The sequence below is a fragment of the Cedecea selenatireducens genome (assembly GCF_042138895.1).
Classification (GTDB): Bacteria; Pseudomonadota; Gammaproteobacteria; order Enterobacterales; family Enterobacteriaceae; genus Cedecea; species Cedecea selenatireducens.
This window is the reverse complement of record NZ_JBHIKW010000015.1, coordinates 1-14,241: the sequence shown is the minus strand read 5'-3', so window position 1 is coordinate 14,241 and position 14,241 is coordinate 1. Positions and strand designations below refer to the sequence as shown.

The 14,241-nt window shown below is 53.8% G+C and carries 17 protein-coding genes; 9 read left to right on the top strand and 8 right to left on the bottom strand.

The window, feature by feature from the left end; translation table 11 throughout:
• Positions 1-2 precede the first annotated feature (2 nt).
• From accA to ACE38U_RS19500, 5 genes are all read left to right on the top strand, one after another.
• A complete protein-coding gene (gene accA / locus ACE38U_RS19520) occupies positions 3-962 on the top strand; it encodes an acetyl-CoA carboxylase carboxyl transferase subunit alpha (protein ID WP_038475420.1) in 960 nt (319 codons plus the stop codon).
• 116 nt (positions 963-1,078) lie between these two features.
• A complete protein-coding gene (locus tag ACE38U_RS19515; RefSeq protein WP_375530388.1) occupies positions 1,079-3,220 on the top strand; it encodes a lysine decarboxylase LdcC in 2,142 nt (713 codons plus the stop codon).
• 57 nt (positions 3,221-3,277) lie between these two features.
• Complete coding sequence (locus ACE38U_RS19510; RefSeq protein WP_038475416.1) at positions 3,278-3,667, top strand: VOC family protein; 390 nt, start codon at positions 3,278-3,280, stop codon at positions 3,665-3,667.
• A gap of 61 nt (positions 3,668-3,728) precedes the next feature.
• Positions 3,729-5,036 (top strand): tRNA lysidine(34) synthetase TilS, encoded by a 1,308-nt coding sequence (tilS, locus tag ACE38U_RS19505; protein ID WP_375530387.1) that lies wholly within the window; start codon positions 3,729-3,731, stop codon positions 5,034-5,036.
• Complete coding sequence (locus tag ACE38U_RS19500) at positions 5,033-5,344, top strand: c-type cytochrome (protein WP_375530386.1); 312 nt, start codon at positions 5,033-5,035, stop codon at positions 5,342-5,344. The genes tilS and ACE38U_RS19500 overlap by 4 nt, the downstream gene beginning before the upstream one ends.
• Before the next feature lie 55 nt (positions 5,345-5,399).
• Here ACE38U_RS19500 and rof read toward each other — a convergent pair whose 3' ends face one another.
• Positions 5,400-5,660 carry a Rho-binding antiterminator gene (gene rof, locus ACE38U_RS19495; protein WP_071842944.1) on the bottom strand — a complete coding sequence of 87 codons (261 nt, stop codon included), beginning with the start codon at positions 5,658-5,660 and terminating at the stop codon, positions 5,400-5,402.
• Entirely contained in the window at positions 5,647-5,847 is a 201-nt protein-coding gene (locus ACE38U_RS19490) for a YaeP family protein (protein WP_008456963.1), read from the bottom strand. The genes rof and ACE38U_RS19490 overlap by 14 nt, the downstream gene beginning before the upstream one ends.
• Before the next feature lie 198 nt (positions 5,848-6,045).
• Here ACE38U_RS19490 and ACE38U_RS19485 point away from each other — a divergent pair, with 198 nt between their 5' ends.
• Genes ACE38U_RS19485 through nlpE form a run of 3 tightly spaced genes read left to right on the top strand, consistent with a single transcriptional unit; the run spans position 6,046 to position 7,732 of the window.
• Positions 6,046-6,588 carry a YaeQ family protein gene (locus ACE38U_RS19485; protein WP_038475409.1) on the top strand — a complete coding sequence of 181 codons (543 nt, stop codon included), beginning with the start codon at positions 6,046-6,048 and terminating at the stop codon, positions 6,586-6,588.
• Entirely contained in the window at positions 6,585-7,007 is a 423-nt protein-coding gene (arfB, locus tag ACE38U_RS19480) for an alternative ribosome rescue aminoacyl-tRNA hydrolase ArfB (RefSeq protein WP_038475407.1), read from the top strand. The genes ACE38U_RS19485 and arfB overlap by 4 nt, the downstream gene beginning before the upstream one ends.
• 35 nt (positions 7,008-7,042) lie before the next feature.
• Positions 7,043-7,732 carry an envelope stress response activation lipoprotein NlpE gene (gene nlpE, locus ACE38U_RS19475; protein WP_375530385.1) on the top strand — a complete coding sequence of 230 codons (690 nt, stop codon included), beginning with the start codon at positions 7,043-7,045 and terminating at the stop codon, positions 7,730-7,732.
• Positions 7,733-7,782: 50 nt separating this feature from the next.
• Here the strand turns inward: nlpE and proS are convergent, their stop codons facing one another.
• From proS to metN, 6 genes are all read right to left on the bottom strand, one after another.
• Entirely contained in the window at positions 7,783-9,501 is a 1,719-nt protein-coding gene (proS, locus tag ACE38U_RS19470; protein WP_038482937.1) for a proline--tRNA ligase, read from the bottom strand.
• 110 nt (positions 9,502-9,611) lie between these two features.
• Positions 9,612-10,319 (bottom strand): tRNA (N6-threonylcarbamoyladenosine(37)-N6)-methyltransferase TrmO, encoded by a 708-nt coding sequence (gene tsaA / locus ACE38U_RS19465; RefSeq protein ID WP_375530384.1) that lies wholly within the window; start codon positions 10,317-10,319, stop codon positions 9,612-9,614.
• On the bottom strand, positions 10,316-10,720 hold the full coding sequence (gene rcsF, locus ACE38U_RS19460) for an envelope stress sensor lipoprotein RcsF (protein ID WP_038475400.1): 405 nt from the start codon (positions 10,718-10,720) through the stop codon (positions 10,316-10,318). The genes tsaA and rcsF overlap by 4 nt, the downstream gene beginning before the upstream one ends.
• 113 nt (positions 10,721-10,833) lie before the next feature.
• Entirely contained in the window at positions 10,834-11,649 is an 816-nt protein-coding gene (metQ, locus tag ACE38U_RS19455; protein WP_038475398.1) for a methionine ABC transporter substrate-binding lipoprotein MetQ, read from the bottom strand.
• A gap of 30 nt (positions 11,650-11,679) precedes the next feature.
• Entirely contained in the window at positions 11,680-12,333 is a 654-nt protein-coding gene (locus ACE38U_RS19450; protein ID WP_038475396.1) for a methionine ABC transporter permease MetI, read from the bottom strand.
• The gene (metN, locus tag ACE38U_RS19445; RefSeq protein ID WP_038475394.1) at positions 12,326-13,357 is read right to left on the bottom strand and encodes a methionine ABC transporter ATP-binding protein MetN; all 1,032 of its coding nucleotides are present in this window, start codon (positions 13,355-13,357) and stop codon (positions 12,326-12,328) included. The genes ACE38U_RS19450 and metN overlap by 8 nt, the downstream gene beginning before the upstream one ends.
• 188 nt (positions 13,358-13,545) lie before the next feature.
• Here metN and gmhB point away from each other — a divergent pair, with 188 nt between their 5' ends.
• On the top strand, positions 13,546-14,112 hold the full coding sequence (gmhB, locus tag ACE38U_RS19440) for a D-glycero-beta-D-manno-heptose 1,7-bisphosphate 7-phosphatase (protein ID WP_038475392.1): 567 nt from the start codon (positions 13,546-13,548) through the stop codon (positions 14,110-14,112).
• Positions 14,113-14,241 lie beyond the last annotated feature (129 nt).

Genomic DNA, 14,241 nt, shown 5'->3' with positions numbered 1-14,241 from the left:
TTATGAGTCTGAATTTCCTTGATTTCGAACAGCCGATTGCAGAGCTGGAAGCGAAAATCGATTCCCTGACGGCCGTTAGCCGCCAGGATGAAAAACTGGATATTAATCTGGACGAAGAAGTGCAGCGTCTGCGCGAGAAAAGCGTTGAGCTGACCCGCAAGATCTTCGCTGATTTAGGCGCATGGCAGATAGCGCAGCTGGCGCGCCATCCGCAGCGTCCGTACACCCTGGATTACGTTCGTCTGGCTTTTGATGAGTTTGACGAACTGGCGGGTGACCGTGCCTATGCCGACGATAAAGCCATTGTCGGGGGTATCGCTCGTCTGGAAGGCCGTCCGGTGATGATCATTGGTCATCAGAAAGGGCGTGAAACCAAAGAGAAAATCCGTCGTAACTTCGGGATGCCGGCCCCGGAAGGCTACCGCAAAGCGCTGCGCCTGATGGAAATGGCTGAACGCTTTAACATGCCGATCATCACCTTCATCGACACGCCGGGAGCTTATCCGGGCGTTGGCGCCGAAGAGCGTGGTCAGTCTGAAGCGATTGCCCGTAACCTGCGTGAAATGTCCCGCCTGAAGGTGCCGGTCATCTGTACCGTTATCGGTGAAGGTGGCTCCGGCGGCGCGCTGGCGATTGGCGTGGGCGACAAAGTGAATATGCTGCAGTACAGCACCTATTCCGTTATCTCTCCAGAAGGCTGCGCGTCCATTCTGTGGAAAAGCGCCGATAAAGCTCCGCTGGCCGCAGAAGCAATGGGCATTGTTGCTCCGCGTCTGAAAGAGCTGAAGCTTATTGATACCGTGATCCCCGAGCCGCTGGGCGGCGCGCACCGCAACCCGGAAGTGATGGCTGCTTCCCTGCGTGCACAGCTGCTGGCCGATCTGGCCGATCTCGATGTGCTGAATAAAGACGAGCTGTTAAACCGTCGCTACCAGCGTCTGATGAGCTACGGCTACGCCTGATTTTAGGGTGTTGAATAACGATAAGGGTCGGATTTTCCGGCCCTTTTTGCATTTATAGCTTCATGGAAAATCCCATTACGCTATGCTTAGCACAGTCTTTTTCCAGGAGGTGAACATTGAATACCATTGCGATCATGGGGCCGCACGGCGTTTTCTACAAAGACGAGCCCATCAAGGAACTTCATCGCGCGCTGGAACTGCACGGCTTTCAGCTCATCTACCCGACCAACAGTACCGACTTGCTTAAGCTGATCGAGCACAACCCGCGCATTTGTGGCGTTGTTTTTGACTGGGACGAATACAGCCTCGACTTGTGCAGCGAAATCAACCTGCTAAATGAAGATCTGCCGCTGTACGCATTCATCAATACCCACTCTTCTCTGGATGTTAGCGTGAATGAAATGCGCATGGCGCTGTGGTTCTTCGAGTACGCGCTTAGCGCGGCCGACGACATCGCCCTGCGTATTCGCCAGTACACCGATGAGTACCTGGATACGATTACGCCGCCGCTGACCAAAGCGCTGTTCACCTATGTGAAAGAGGGGAAATATACCTTCTGTACGCCAGGGCATATGGCCGGTACCGCCTACCAAAAAAGCCCGGTCGGCTGTCTGTTTTACGACTTCTTCGGCGGTAACACGCTGAAGGCCGACGTCTCTATTTCGGTGACGGAGCTGGGCTCACTGCTTGACCATACCGGCCCTCACCTGGAGGCAGAAGAGTATATCGCCCGCACTTTTGGCGCCGAGCAAAGCTATATGGTGACCAACGGCACTTCGACATCCAACAAAATTGTTGGTATGTACGCCGCGCCGTCGGGCAGCACAATACTGGTCGATCGTAACTGCCATAAGTCACTGACCCATTTGCTGATGATGACTAACCTGGTGCCGATCTGGCTGAAGCCTACGCGTAACGCGCTGGGTATTCTGGGGGGGATCCCACAGCGCGAGTTCACTCGAGAAAATATCGAGAATAAGGTCGCTGAAACCCCGAATGCACAGTGGCCGGTACACGCGGTTATCACCAACTCGACCTACGACGGGCTGTTGTATAACACCGACTTCATCAAAACAACGCTGGATGTGCCGTCGATTCATTTTGATTCAGCGTGGGTGCCCTATACCAATTTCCACCCGATTTATCAGGGGAAAAGCGGCATGAGTGGCGACAGGGTTCCGGGCAAGGTTATCTATGAAACCCAGTCGACCCATAAGCTGCTGGCGGCTTTCTCACAGGCTTCGCTGATTCATATTAAAGGTGACTACGATGAAGATACCTTTAACGAAGCCTACATGATGCATACCACAACTTCCCCGAGCTACCCGCTGGTGGCCTCCATTGAAACCGCGGCGGCGATGATGCGCGGCAATCCCGGTAAAAGGCTGATCAACCGTTCCGTAGAGCGAGCTTTGCATTTCCGCCGGGAAGTGCAGCGCCTGCGTGAAGAATCAGAAGACTGGTTCTTCGACATCTGGCAGCCCGATCATGTTGACGAGGCAGAATGCTGGCCTATTGCGCCAGGCGAAGAAGACTGGCACGGCTTCCGGGATGCCGATGCGGATCATATGTATCTCGATCCGATCAAAGTGACCATCCTGACACCGGGCATGAGCGAGCTGGGGGAGATGGCGGAAGAGGGGATCCCGGCGGCGCTGGTGGCCAAGTTTCTCGATGAGCGCGGCGTCGTGGTAGAGAAAACCGGTCCGTATAACCTGCTGTTCCTGTTCAGCATCGGCATTGATAAGACAAAAGCGCTAAGCCTGCTGCGTGGGTTGACGGAGTTTAAGCGCTCTTACGATCTTAATCTGCGGGTGAAGAATATGCTGCCGGATCTGTACGCGGAAGATCCTGACTTTTATCGCAATATGCGTATTCAGACGCTGGCGCAGGGGATCCACAAGCTCATCAAGCAGCATAACCTGCCGGATCTGATGCTGCGCGCTTTTGACGTCCTGCCGGAAATGCGCATGACGCCGCACGAAGCCTATCAGCAGCAGGTCAAAGGCAACGTAGAAACGGTGGAGATTGAAGAGCTTTTGGGGAGAGTATCAGCCAACATGATCCTGCCTTATCCGCCGGGCGTTCCGGTGGTAATGCCGGGAGAGGTTATCACCAAAGAGAGCCGCGCGGTGCTCGACTTCCTGCTGATGCTTTGCTCGGTTGGAGAGCACTATCCCGGCTTCGAAACCGATATTCATGGTACAAAACTTGGTGAGGATGGGATCTACAGAGTACGAGTCCTAAAAGAGGCCTGAGAGCTTGCTTTGCAGGGAAGCGATGATTACCTTCCCTGCAGTGACTAAGGAGATTTTATGCTGGGTTTAAAGCAAATTCATCACGTCGCGATTATCGCGTCGGACTACGAACGCAGTAAGCAATTCTATTGCGATGTACTGGAGTTCACGCTTGAGTCGGAAGTTTACCGCAAAGAGCGAGATTCCTGGAAAGGCGATCTGGCGTTGAACGGCCAGTATGTGATTGAGCTGTTCTCTTTCCCGTTCCCGCCAGCGCGCCCGAGCCGCCCGGAGGCCTGCGGACTTCGTCATCTGGCCTTCAGCGTGGATAACATCGAGCAGGCGATAACGCACCTGGAAAGCCATGGCGTAAAATGCGAACCGATTCGCATCGATCCCCTGACCAACAAAAGCTTCACTTTCTTCAGCGATCCTGACGGTTTGCCGCTGGAACTTTATCAGCAGTAAACCTTGCCAGCGTCGCGAATGCCCGGTAATTTGCCGGGCAAACCCTTCGTAACGACGAACTATGACTATCCGCGAACTTCAGTCCTTCCTGCATCCTCATCGCCAGCTGCTGGTGGCGTTCAGCGGCGGGCTGGACTCGACCGTTATGCTGCATCAGCTGGTGACCCTGCGCGATACTGTTCAGCCTGAACTTAATATCAGAGCGATGCATATCCACCACGGACTAAGCCCAAGGGCAGATAGCTGGGTAGAACATTGCCGGGCGCTTTGTGCGGCATGGCGTGTGCCTTTTGATGTGGCTCATGTGCAGCTTCCTGCCGGTGGGCAGGGGATTGAAGGGGAGGCGAGAGCGGCTCGCTATCAGGCGTTATCGGATTCGCTCCTCGCCGGAGAAGTTTTGCTCACGGCGCAGCATCTGGACGATCAGTGCGAGACCTTCCTGCTGGCGCTCAAGCGTGGAAGCGGCCCGGCCGGACTGGCGTCGATGCCCGCTATCTTGCCCTTTGGCGATACCTCATTATTGCGTCCTTTGCTGACAACATCTCGCTCACAGCTCGAAGAGTGGGCTCACGCTTACCGGCTCAGCTGGATTGAAGACGAAAGCAACCAGGATGATAAATACGACCGAAATTTCCTGCGCCTGAGGGTTGTTCCCCTTTTGCAGCAGCGATGGCCACACTTTTCCCGTAGCGTTGCCCGCAGCGCTGAGCTGTGCGGCGAGCAGGAGCAGCTCCTTGACGAGTTGTTGGCGGAACAACTGGATACGTTAATGTCAGAGCAGGGTGCGCTGCGCCTTGAACCGATGTTGACGATGAGCGAGGCCAGACGATTTGCTCTGGTGCGACGCTGGCTGGCGTTTCATCGTGCCGCGATGCCGTCCAGAGCTTCTCTGCAGCGTTTATGGCAGGAAGTTGCCTTAAGCCGGGAAGATGCCAATCCTCGCCTTCGCCTGGGGGAGCATGAAATCAGGCGTTTTCAGGGGGAGCTGTATTGGGTGCCGCGGCTCAACGTCGATCGGGATAAAAGCTATTTATGGCCTGCGCCTTATCGCCCGCTGCATCTTCCAGGGCTGGGAATGGTTTCTCTCAGCGGTAAGGGAATGGCGGTACGTGCACCAGCAGAGGGAGAAACCGTCAGCCTGCGCTTTAAAGCGCCAGGTATGCTGCATATCGTCGGCCGGGATAAAGGGCGGACGCTGAAAAAAATCTGGCAGGAACTGCGTATTCCTCCGTGGGAGCGAGATACCACGCCGCTGCTGTTTTATGGCGAACAGCTTATTGCTGCGCCAGGCATTTTTGTCACCCGCGAGGGGCAGGCCACGGAACATTCATGCTGGCATATAGACTGGCAAAAGGGAGTTGAGCAATGAAAAAAATTGTACTGCTGCTTGGGCTCATAGCCTGCAGTTTACCCGCTCTCGCTAAAGGAGATGCACAAGCCGGGGAAGCAAAGGCCATGACCTGTGTCGCCTGCCATGGCATGAGTGGGAAAGCGTCTGCCCCGCTCTATCCAAACATCGGTGGGCAGAGCGAAGCCTATCTGGAACACTCGCTTCAGGCTTACAAAAAAGGGGAACGTAGCGGTGGGCAGGCAGAAATCATGAAGGCTTACGTCAGCGGGCTTTCGAACGAAGATATCAGCAATTTGGCGGCGTACTACGCCTCAATGAAGCCGTAAACAAAACGGGCAACCAACCTGGCTGCCCGTTTTGCGTTATATGCGGTGACAACAGTTATTCGACGCTGACCACGATAGTGCCAATTTCGGGGTGGCTGAAGCTGTTAATTTTATCGAGGCGTAACTCTCGCGTAGCGCCTGCATCATCGACAATCAGGTATTCGACGTTTTTACGAGAAACCAGGTCGCTCGCTTTGGCCTTGAAACTCTCCCCGTCTTTTAACTCCAGCGTCAGTAACAAGTGATGCTGGCAGGCGAGCTCGAGATTGTCATAATCATCACAGTTGATGGGTTGATACGCATCATTCATTGACATAATCGCTCACCAGTAAGTTCGCGGCAGCATAAGCCGCCTGTTCCCTGACCGACTCCGAGACGGCCTCGCTGGAGGCGACTTCGTTCAGAGCCTTCAATACGCATCCTAAGGCATCAGGAATGTAGCCTAAATCACCGCTGGCAATTTCCGCGTAGCGTTGCCGAACCAATTCACAATACTTTTCCACATACCCTCCTCTCAGAGTCCCGACTTCAGACCTATTCGTGGGGTCAAGTCTAAGCCTACGAAGATAAACTCTGTTTAGCAAGGTGACTATACCACAGCAATGTAACCGATATCAGCCACGCAAATATACCCGTCATACTTCGAGCCGCGAGTATGTTATTTCGCTACAATAGCGCGCAATTGTGTATGGAGAAGTGTGATGGCGTTAAAAGCGACAATTTATAAGGCGACGGTAAATGTGGCCGATCTCGATCGTAATCGGTTTCTGGACAGCAGCCTGACGCTGGCGCGCCACCCTTCGGAAACGCAGGAACGCATGATGTTGCGCCTGCTGGCGTGGATTAAATATGCGGATGAGCGTCTGGAGTTTACCCGCGGCCTTAGTGCGGAAGACGAGCCGGAAATCTGGCGTAAAAACGATCACCTCGGCATTGATCTGTGGGTAGAACTTGGGCTGCCGGAAGAGCGACGGGTGAAAAAAGCCTGCAGCCAGTCGGCCGAGGTAGCGTTGTTTACCTATAATAGTCGGGCGGCGGAAATTTGGTGGCAGCAGAACCAGAACCGCCTGAGCCAGTTTAAAAACCTGTCTATCTGGTATCTGGATGACGTACAGCTGGCGAAGCTAAGCGAATTTGGCACGCGCACCATGAACCTGCAGGCGACTATCCAGGACGGCGCGATTTGGCTGTCTGATAGCGAGAATAATCTGGAAATCCACTTTACGGCCTGGCTGCAGCAATGATTTCAGTGTCGCGAACGGTTTCTATCCCGGACAATGAAGTCACGATTACCGCGATTCGCGCCCAGGGTGCAGGCGGGCAGCATGTGAATAAAACCTCAACGGCTATTCATTTGCGCTTTGATATCCCTGCCTCTAGCCTGCCCGAGTCGTATAAGATACGTCTGCTGGCAGTAAGTCACCATTTGATCACGCCTGAAGGCGTCGTGGTGATCAAAGCCCAGGAATATCGAAGCCAGGAGATGAACCGTGAAGCGGCGGTGGCTCGCCTGGTTTCACTGATACAAGAACTCACCGTAGTGCAGAAGAGCCGTCGCGCGACAAAGCCGACGCGAGCTTCTAAAGAGCGACGTCTGACCTCTAAGGCGCAGAAGTCGACGACCAAAGCACTGCGCGGCAAAGTTCGCCGCCATCCGGAGTAGCGGCGAAGTTGGGACAATGGCATAAGGAATAAAGCATGAAGAAGAGTCTTCTGGCGGCGCTGGCAGCGCTAAGCCTGTTCACGCTATTTGGCTGTAATAATCGTACGGAAACGCAAACCCTGATCCCTGCTCAGGCGGCGGAACTGAAACCGATGCAGCAGAGCTATCGCGGCGTAGTACCTTGCGCAGACTGTGAAGGGATTGAAACCTCGCTGTTCCTCGAAAAGGACGGCACCTGGGTGATGAACCAGACTTATCAGGGGAAGGGAGCCTCGTTTGCCAGCTACGGTAAATGGGCGCGTACCGCCGATAAGCTGGTCCTGACCGACAGCGAAGGCGAGAAGCAGTACTTCCATCCAAAGGGCGACAGCCTGGTGATGCTGGACCGCGAAGGCAACTCGATTGAATCGCAGTTCAACTACACGCTGAAAGCGGTGGATGCGAAGCTGCCGTCAACGCCAATGCCGATGAAAGGTAAGTACCAATACATGGCCGACGCCGCTGTATTTGAGGACTGCGCTACAGGTAAAACTTTTGCCGTGGCGGATAACGCCGAACTGGAACGTGCCTATGCGGCAGCGCGCGGTAAGAACAATGCGCCAATTCTGCTGGTGGTAGAAGGGCACTTTACGCTGCAGGCCTCCCCTGATAGCGGAGAGCTGCAAAAAGCGCTGGTTGCCGATAAGGGTGCGAAGTTTAAGCCCGGCAAAAACTGTAACGACTAAAACGAAAAAGCCCGTCCATCTGGACGGGCTTTTTTATGCTCAGCGGTAAATTAACCTTTGATCTGCTTTACCAGGAAATCAACGATCTCGCTGGTTTTGATCATCTGCTTTTCACCGGCACGGCGATGTTTATATTCGATCTCTTCGTTGTCGAGATTACGGTCCCCGATAACGATGGTGTGAGGAATGCCAATCAGTTCCATATCGGCAAACATCACGCCTGGACGCTCTTTACGATCATCCAGCAGCACGTCGATACCCTGCGCACGCAGCGTGGTATACAGCTCTTCAGCCAGCTGCTGCACGCGGAAGGACTTGTGCATGTTCATTGGCAGAATCGCAACGTGGAACGGAGCGATAGCATCCGGCCACAGAATACCGCGGTCATCAAAGTTCTGTTCAATGGCGGCGGCGACCACGCGGGTAACACCGATACCGTAGCAGCCCATGGTCAGCGTCTGGTTACGGCCATCTTCGCCCTGAACGGCAGCTTTCAGCGCCTCAGAGTACTTGGTGCCTAGCTGGAAGATGTGACCCACTTCGATGCCGCGTTTGATCATCAAAGTGCCTTTGCCATCCGGGCTCGGGTCGCCGGCAACAACGTTGCGAATGTCAGCCACTTCCGGCAGCGCAACGTCGCGTTCCCAGTTAATGCCGACAAAGTGCTTGCCGTCGATGTTTGCACCAGCGGCGAAATCGCTCATAGCGGCTACGCTGCGGTCAATCACAACCGGAACCGGCAGGTTGATCGGACCCAGGGAGCCAGGGCCAGCTTTCACGATATCGCGAATTTCCTGTTCGGTGGCGAACGTCAGCGGGCTTGCTACCTGTGGCAGCTTCTCGGCTTTCACTTCGTTCAGCTCGTGATCGCCACGAACCAGCAAAGCAACCAGCGGATAAGCGCTACCTTCGGTCGCTTTCACCAGCAGAGTTTTAACCGTTTTCTCGATTGGCAGGTTGAACTGCTCTACCAGCTCGGCGATGGTTTTAGCATTCGGAGTATCAATCTGGCTCATTTCAGCGGTCGGTGCTGCACGGCCTGCTGCCGGCGCAAGGGCTTCAGCGAACTCAATGTTTGCCGCATAGTCCGAGCTGTCAGAGAAGATCACATCATCTTCACCGCTTTGTGCCAGCACCTGGAACTCATGGGAGGCGCTGCCGCCGATGGAGCCGGTGTCCGCCTGCACGGCGCGGAAATCCAGACCCATGCGGGAGAAGATTTTGCTGTAAGCCTCGTACATCTTGTCATAGGTTTCCTGCAGGGATTCCTGAGACGTATGGAACGAGTAGGCGTCTTTCATCAGGAATTCGCGGGAACGCATAACGCCAAAACGTGGGCGCACTTCATCACGGAATTTGGTCTGGATCTGGAACAGATTCAGCGGCAGCTGCTTATAAGAGCTCAGCTCATTGCGAATCAGATCGGTGATCACTTCTTCGTGAGTTGGACCCAGCACGAAAGGACGTTCGCCACGGTCAACAAAACGCAGTAACTCCGGACCGTATTGCTCCCAACGTCCACTCTCCTGCCACAGGTCGGCTGGCTGAACCACCGGCATGCACATTTCGATAGCACCGGCGTTGTTCATCTCTTCACGCACGATGTTTTCGACTTTCTTCAGGACGCGTAAACCGGTCGGCAGCCAGGTGTATAAACCGGAGGCCAGCTTACGGATCATCCCGGCGCGCAGCATCAGCTGGTGGCTGACTACTTCAGCGTCGGCAGGTGTCTCCTTCAGAGTGGAGAGCAGATATTGGCTAGTACGCATGTTGTTACGGTTCCATTTGAACGGCAGATCGCAGGCCACGGGCGGCCTGCTTCAAAAAAAGTGGTTTAGTTTACCAGTGTGGCAGAGATGTCAAAAGAGAGGGGGCTAAATTAACTCGCTTCGAGCGCAAACACCTCAAAGCCTTGCTCTGTGACGCGCCAGCGGACGTTAAAGTCCAGCAGCAGAACAGCGTAAGTCTTCCCGACATCCTCGCCTTTACGATAAGCAGGACGAGGGTCCTGAGCAAGTACCTGGCAGATAAAACGCGCAATATGCGGATAGCGGCCTTCCAGCCCGGCGAGCTGTAGCTGAACCTCGGGCGTAAAGGTTACGTTCATTTCTGCCTGAGGCGCCTGTTGCGCATAGCCCGCACGCGCATCCGGTACGGCTTCTGCGAAGGGCAGGTACGGTTTGATATCCACGATGGGCGTACCGTCTACCAAATCCAGGCTGCCAAGCTGCAAAATGACTTCATCTTTCTGGCAATGAATGCCTTTCAGTTCAACCAGCGACATGCCAATAGGATTGGGGCGGAAGGTAGAGCGGGTAGCAAACACGCCCATGCGGGCATTCCCCCCCAGCCGGGGAGGACGTACCGTTGGGCGCCAGCCGCCTTCCATCGTTTGATGGAATACAAACAGTAGCCACAGGTGACTAAAAGCCTCCAGCCCGCGAACGGCATCGGCCTGGTTGTACGGCGCAAGCAGACGCAGTTCACCGCCGCCATCTTTGACTAAGCCTGGCTGACGCGGTACGGCAAACTTTTCTTTATAAGGAGAGCGAATTACGCCAATTTGCGCAAACTGGAATTCGGTCATTGCGCCGAAACTTGTAGCGCAGATCCAACGCAAATGGCCTGACGATAGCACCCTGGCGCACCCGTGGTGACATCACAACTGTGCTGCAGAACCGCATTGGCTTTCATTTTGGAAGCGTTGATCTGCATGCGCTTGCGTGCGGTCGGGATATTCGGAGGCGAATCCTGATTGCTTGCCTGGCAAGACTCTCCGCTGACTTCACCTAAATCACGGAACGGTTTACCCACTAAGTCTTCTGCGTTGGTGTAGATTCTGACCGGAGCAGGGCGAGGTGCTTTAGGTTTCTCGGTTTCTGTCTTCGGCGCAGCTGCCGTGCTTTGAACGGGTTCTACGGGGGATCTGCTTAGCATTGAACAGCCGCTCAGCATGAATGCTAATAAACAGATCGGTAAAGCACGCATAATTTTTCCTCAATGAATGTAAAACGGGGAACATTGAAGCAAGCCCGAATCAAAATAACAAGGCGGGCTTGCGCCCGCCTTTAATTATTTACGTAAAACTGAAGAATGGAAACTTACCAGCCTTTAACCGCGCCGCCGTTAAAGACTTTGTTGGCCGCTTCGTTCACTTCGTCAGACTGGTATGCCTGAACGAATTTCTTCACGTTCTCTGCATCTTTGTTGTCTTCACGAGAAACGATCAGGTTCACATAAGGAGAGTTTTTGTCTTCAACGAAGATGCCGTCTTTCGCTGGCGTCAGGCCAATCTGGCTGGCGTAAGTGGTGTTGATGACCGCCAGAGCAATCTGAGCATCATCCAGAGAACGTGGCAGCTGCGGTGCTTCCAGCTCAACCAGCTTCAGATTTTTTGGGTTCTCGGTTACATCCAGAACGGTTGGCAGCAGGCCAACACCGTCTTTCAGTTTAATCAGGCCTTCTTTCTGCAGCAGCAGCAGAGAGCGACCGAGGTTAGTCGGGTCGTTTGGCAGTGCTACCTGAGAACCCGGCTGCAGCTCATCCAGAGATTTGATTTTTTTGGAATAACCGGCGATTGGGTAAACAAAAGTATTGCCCACGGAAACCAGCTTATAACCGCGATCTTTGATCTGCTGATCCAGATAAGGCTTGTGCTGGAAGGCGTTAACGTCGATGTCGCCTTTGCTCAGCGCTTCGTTTGGCAGCACATAGTCGGTAAAGGTCACCAGCTCAACGTCGAGGCCATATTTCTCTTTAGCCACTTTCTGAGCGACTTCGGCAACCTGCTGTTCTGCACCGGCAATCACGCCGACTTTAATGTGGTTTGGATCTTTTTCTTCCTGACCGCAACCCACCAGGGCCAGAGAGCCAATCAGAGCGCCGACCGCGGCGAACGTTTTAAAGTTAAAAGCCATGTCCTTTTCCTTGTATGAATGCAGTTGTGTTTATTTGTGTGTAACAGCCCTGACGATACGATCGCCAGAGAATTGAATTAAGTAAACCAGCACGACCAGCAGAACCAGCACGGTATTCATTACTGTCGCGTTGTAGCCGATGTAACCGTACTGATAGCCAATCTGGCCCAGACCACCCGCACCAACGGCACCGCCCATAGCAGAATAGCCTACCAGGGTAATAAGGGTAATGGTGGCGGCATTTACCAGGCCCGGAAGCGCTTCCGGCAGCAACACTTTGCGGATGATTTGCAGCGGCGTGGCGCCCATCGCGCGTGAAGCTTCAATCAGACCGGTTGGGATTTCCAGCAGGGCGTTTTCGACCATTCGGGCAATAAACGGCGCTGCACCAACGGTCAATGGAACGATCGCCGCCTGCAGGCCGATAGAAGTTCCTACGATGACGCGGGTAAAAGGAATCATCCAGACGAGCAGAATAATGAACGGGATAGAACGGAAGATGTTAACTACCGCCGAGAGGCTGCTATAAAGCTTCGCGTTAGCGCTGATTTGCCCGGGGCGAGTGATGTACAGCAACACGCCGACAGGCAGGCCAATCACAAACCCGAAGAAACCGGAAACAAAGGTCATGGCTAACGTTTCATACACGCCGCGGGCCAGTAACCAAATCATTGCTTCAGACATAACCCAGCACCTCTACTTTCACGTGTTGCTCCTGCAGCCAGGCAATAGCCGATTGCGTATCTTTTGGCTCGCCGTGCATTTCGCACAGCATGATGCCGAACTTCACGCCGCCGGCATAATCCATCTGCGCGCTAATAATGTTGCTGTTCACGTTGAAGGTACGTGCTGTTTCAGAGAGAAGTGGGGCATCGACCGACTGGCCGGTGAACTCCAGGCGCAATAAAGGTACCGCGCTTTCTTTATTCTCTGCGCTCAGGCGCTGAGCGTAATCTTCCGGTACGTCGAGATGCAGAGTGGACTGGATAAACTGCTGAGCCAGAGGCGTTTTCGGATGGGAGAACACTTCGCTCACCGTATCCTGCTCGATAAGCTCGCCGTTGCTGATCACGGCCACGCAGTCACAAATGCGTTTTACGACATCCATCTCGTGGGTGATGAGCAGAATAGTCAGCCCCAGGCGACGATTAATGTCTTTCAGCAGCTCCAGAATAGAGCGGGTTGTGGCGGGATCCAGCGCGCTGGTGGCTTCGTCGCACAACAGCACTTTTGGATTGCTTGCCAGTGCACGGGCAATCGCCACGCGCTGTTTCTGCCCGCCGGAAAGGTTTGCAGGCCAGGCATCGTGTTTTTCACTGAGGCCAACTAAATCCAGCAGTTCGGTAACGCGGCGTTTAATCTCTTCTTTTGGCGTATTGTCCAGCTCAAGCGGCAAAGCAACGTTGCCGAATACGGTACGCGAAGAGAGCAGATTAAAGTGCTGGAAGATCATGCCAATCTGGCGACGGGCTTTAGTTAACTGGGTTTCGGAAAGCGTTGTCAGGTCCTGGCCATCAACCAGAACTGAACCCTGAGTCGGACGCTCAAGCAGGTTTACACAGCGGATGAGGGTGCTTTTCCCCGCACCGGACGCGCCAATCACGCCATAAATTTGCCCGGCAGGCACATGCAGACTGACATTGTTCAATGCCTGTATGCTGCGGTTGCCCTGCTGGAACACCTTGGTGATATTTGAAAGTTTAATCATTGAGTTATTTATTATCGTATAGGTAATAGCCGTGGAATTTTCTGCTACCAGTAACCAAAGTTACCGTAATCGATATGGATGTTAAGGCATCCAGACGTCTAAATCAATCAGGGAGTGAAGGACTGTTCTCTCCTTATTACTAAATCATGCGATACTAGCCGCAATTAATCCGTATCAGGAGTTCTCCAGTGGCACAGTCCGTACCCGCTATTTTTCTCGACCGCGATGGCACCATTAATGTCGATCATGGCTATGTATATGAAGTTGACCGATTCGAGTTTATTGATGGTGCTATAGAGGCAATGCGCGAATTAAAAGAGATGGGCTTTGCTCTGGTGCTGGTAACTAACCAGTCCGGCATCGCACGCGGGATGTTCACCGAGGCAGATTTTGAGAACCTGACCGAGTGGATGGACTGGTCGCTGGCGGACCGCGGTGTGGATCTCGACGGCATCTATTATTGCCCTCATCACCCGGAAGGAAGCGTGGAAGAGTTTCGTCAGAATTGTGACTGCCGTAAGCCGCAGCCGGGTATGCTGATTTCTGCACGTGACTTCCTGCACATCGATATGGCTTCTTCTTATATGGTTGGCGACAAAATTGAAGATATGCAGGCCGCCGCCGCAGCTATGGTTGGGACTAAAGTGCTGGTACGCACTGGCAAACCTGTAACGGAAGAGGGCGAGGCGGCGGCAGATTTGGTCATTAATAGCCTTGCTGACCTGCCAAAAGCCATCAAACAGCGCCAAAAATAAGCGTTACGATTAAAAAACGCGCGGTCAGAAAGTTTTTTCAAATTAGGGGTTGTCAGGCTCTGAGAACTCCCTATAATGCGCCTCCACTGACACGGCAAAGCGGCTTCGAAAGCGGCTTAACAAACCGGT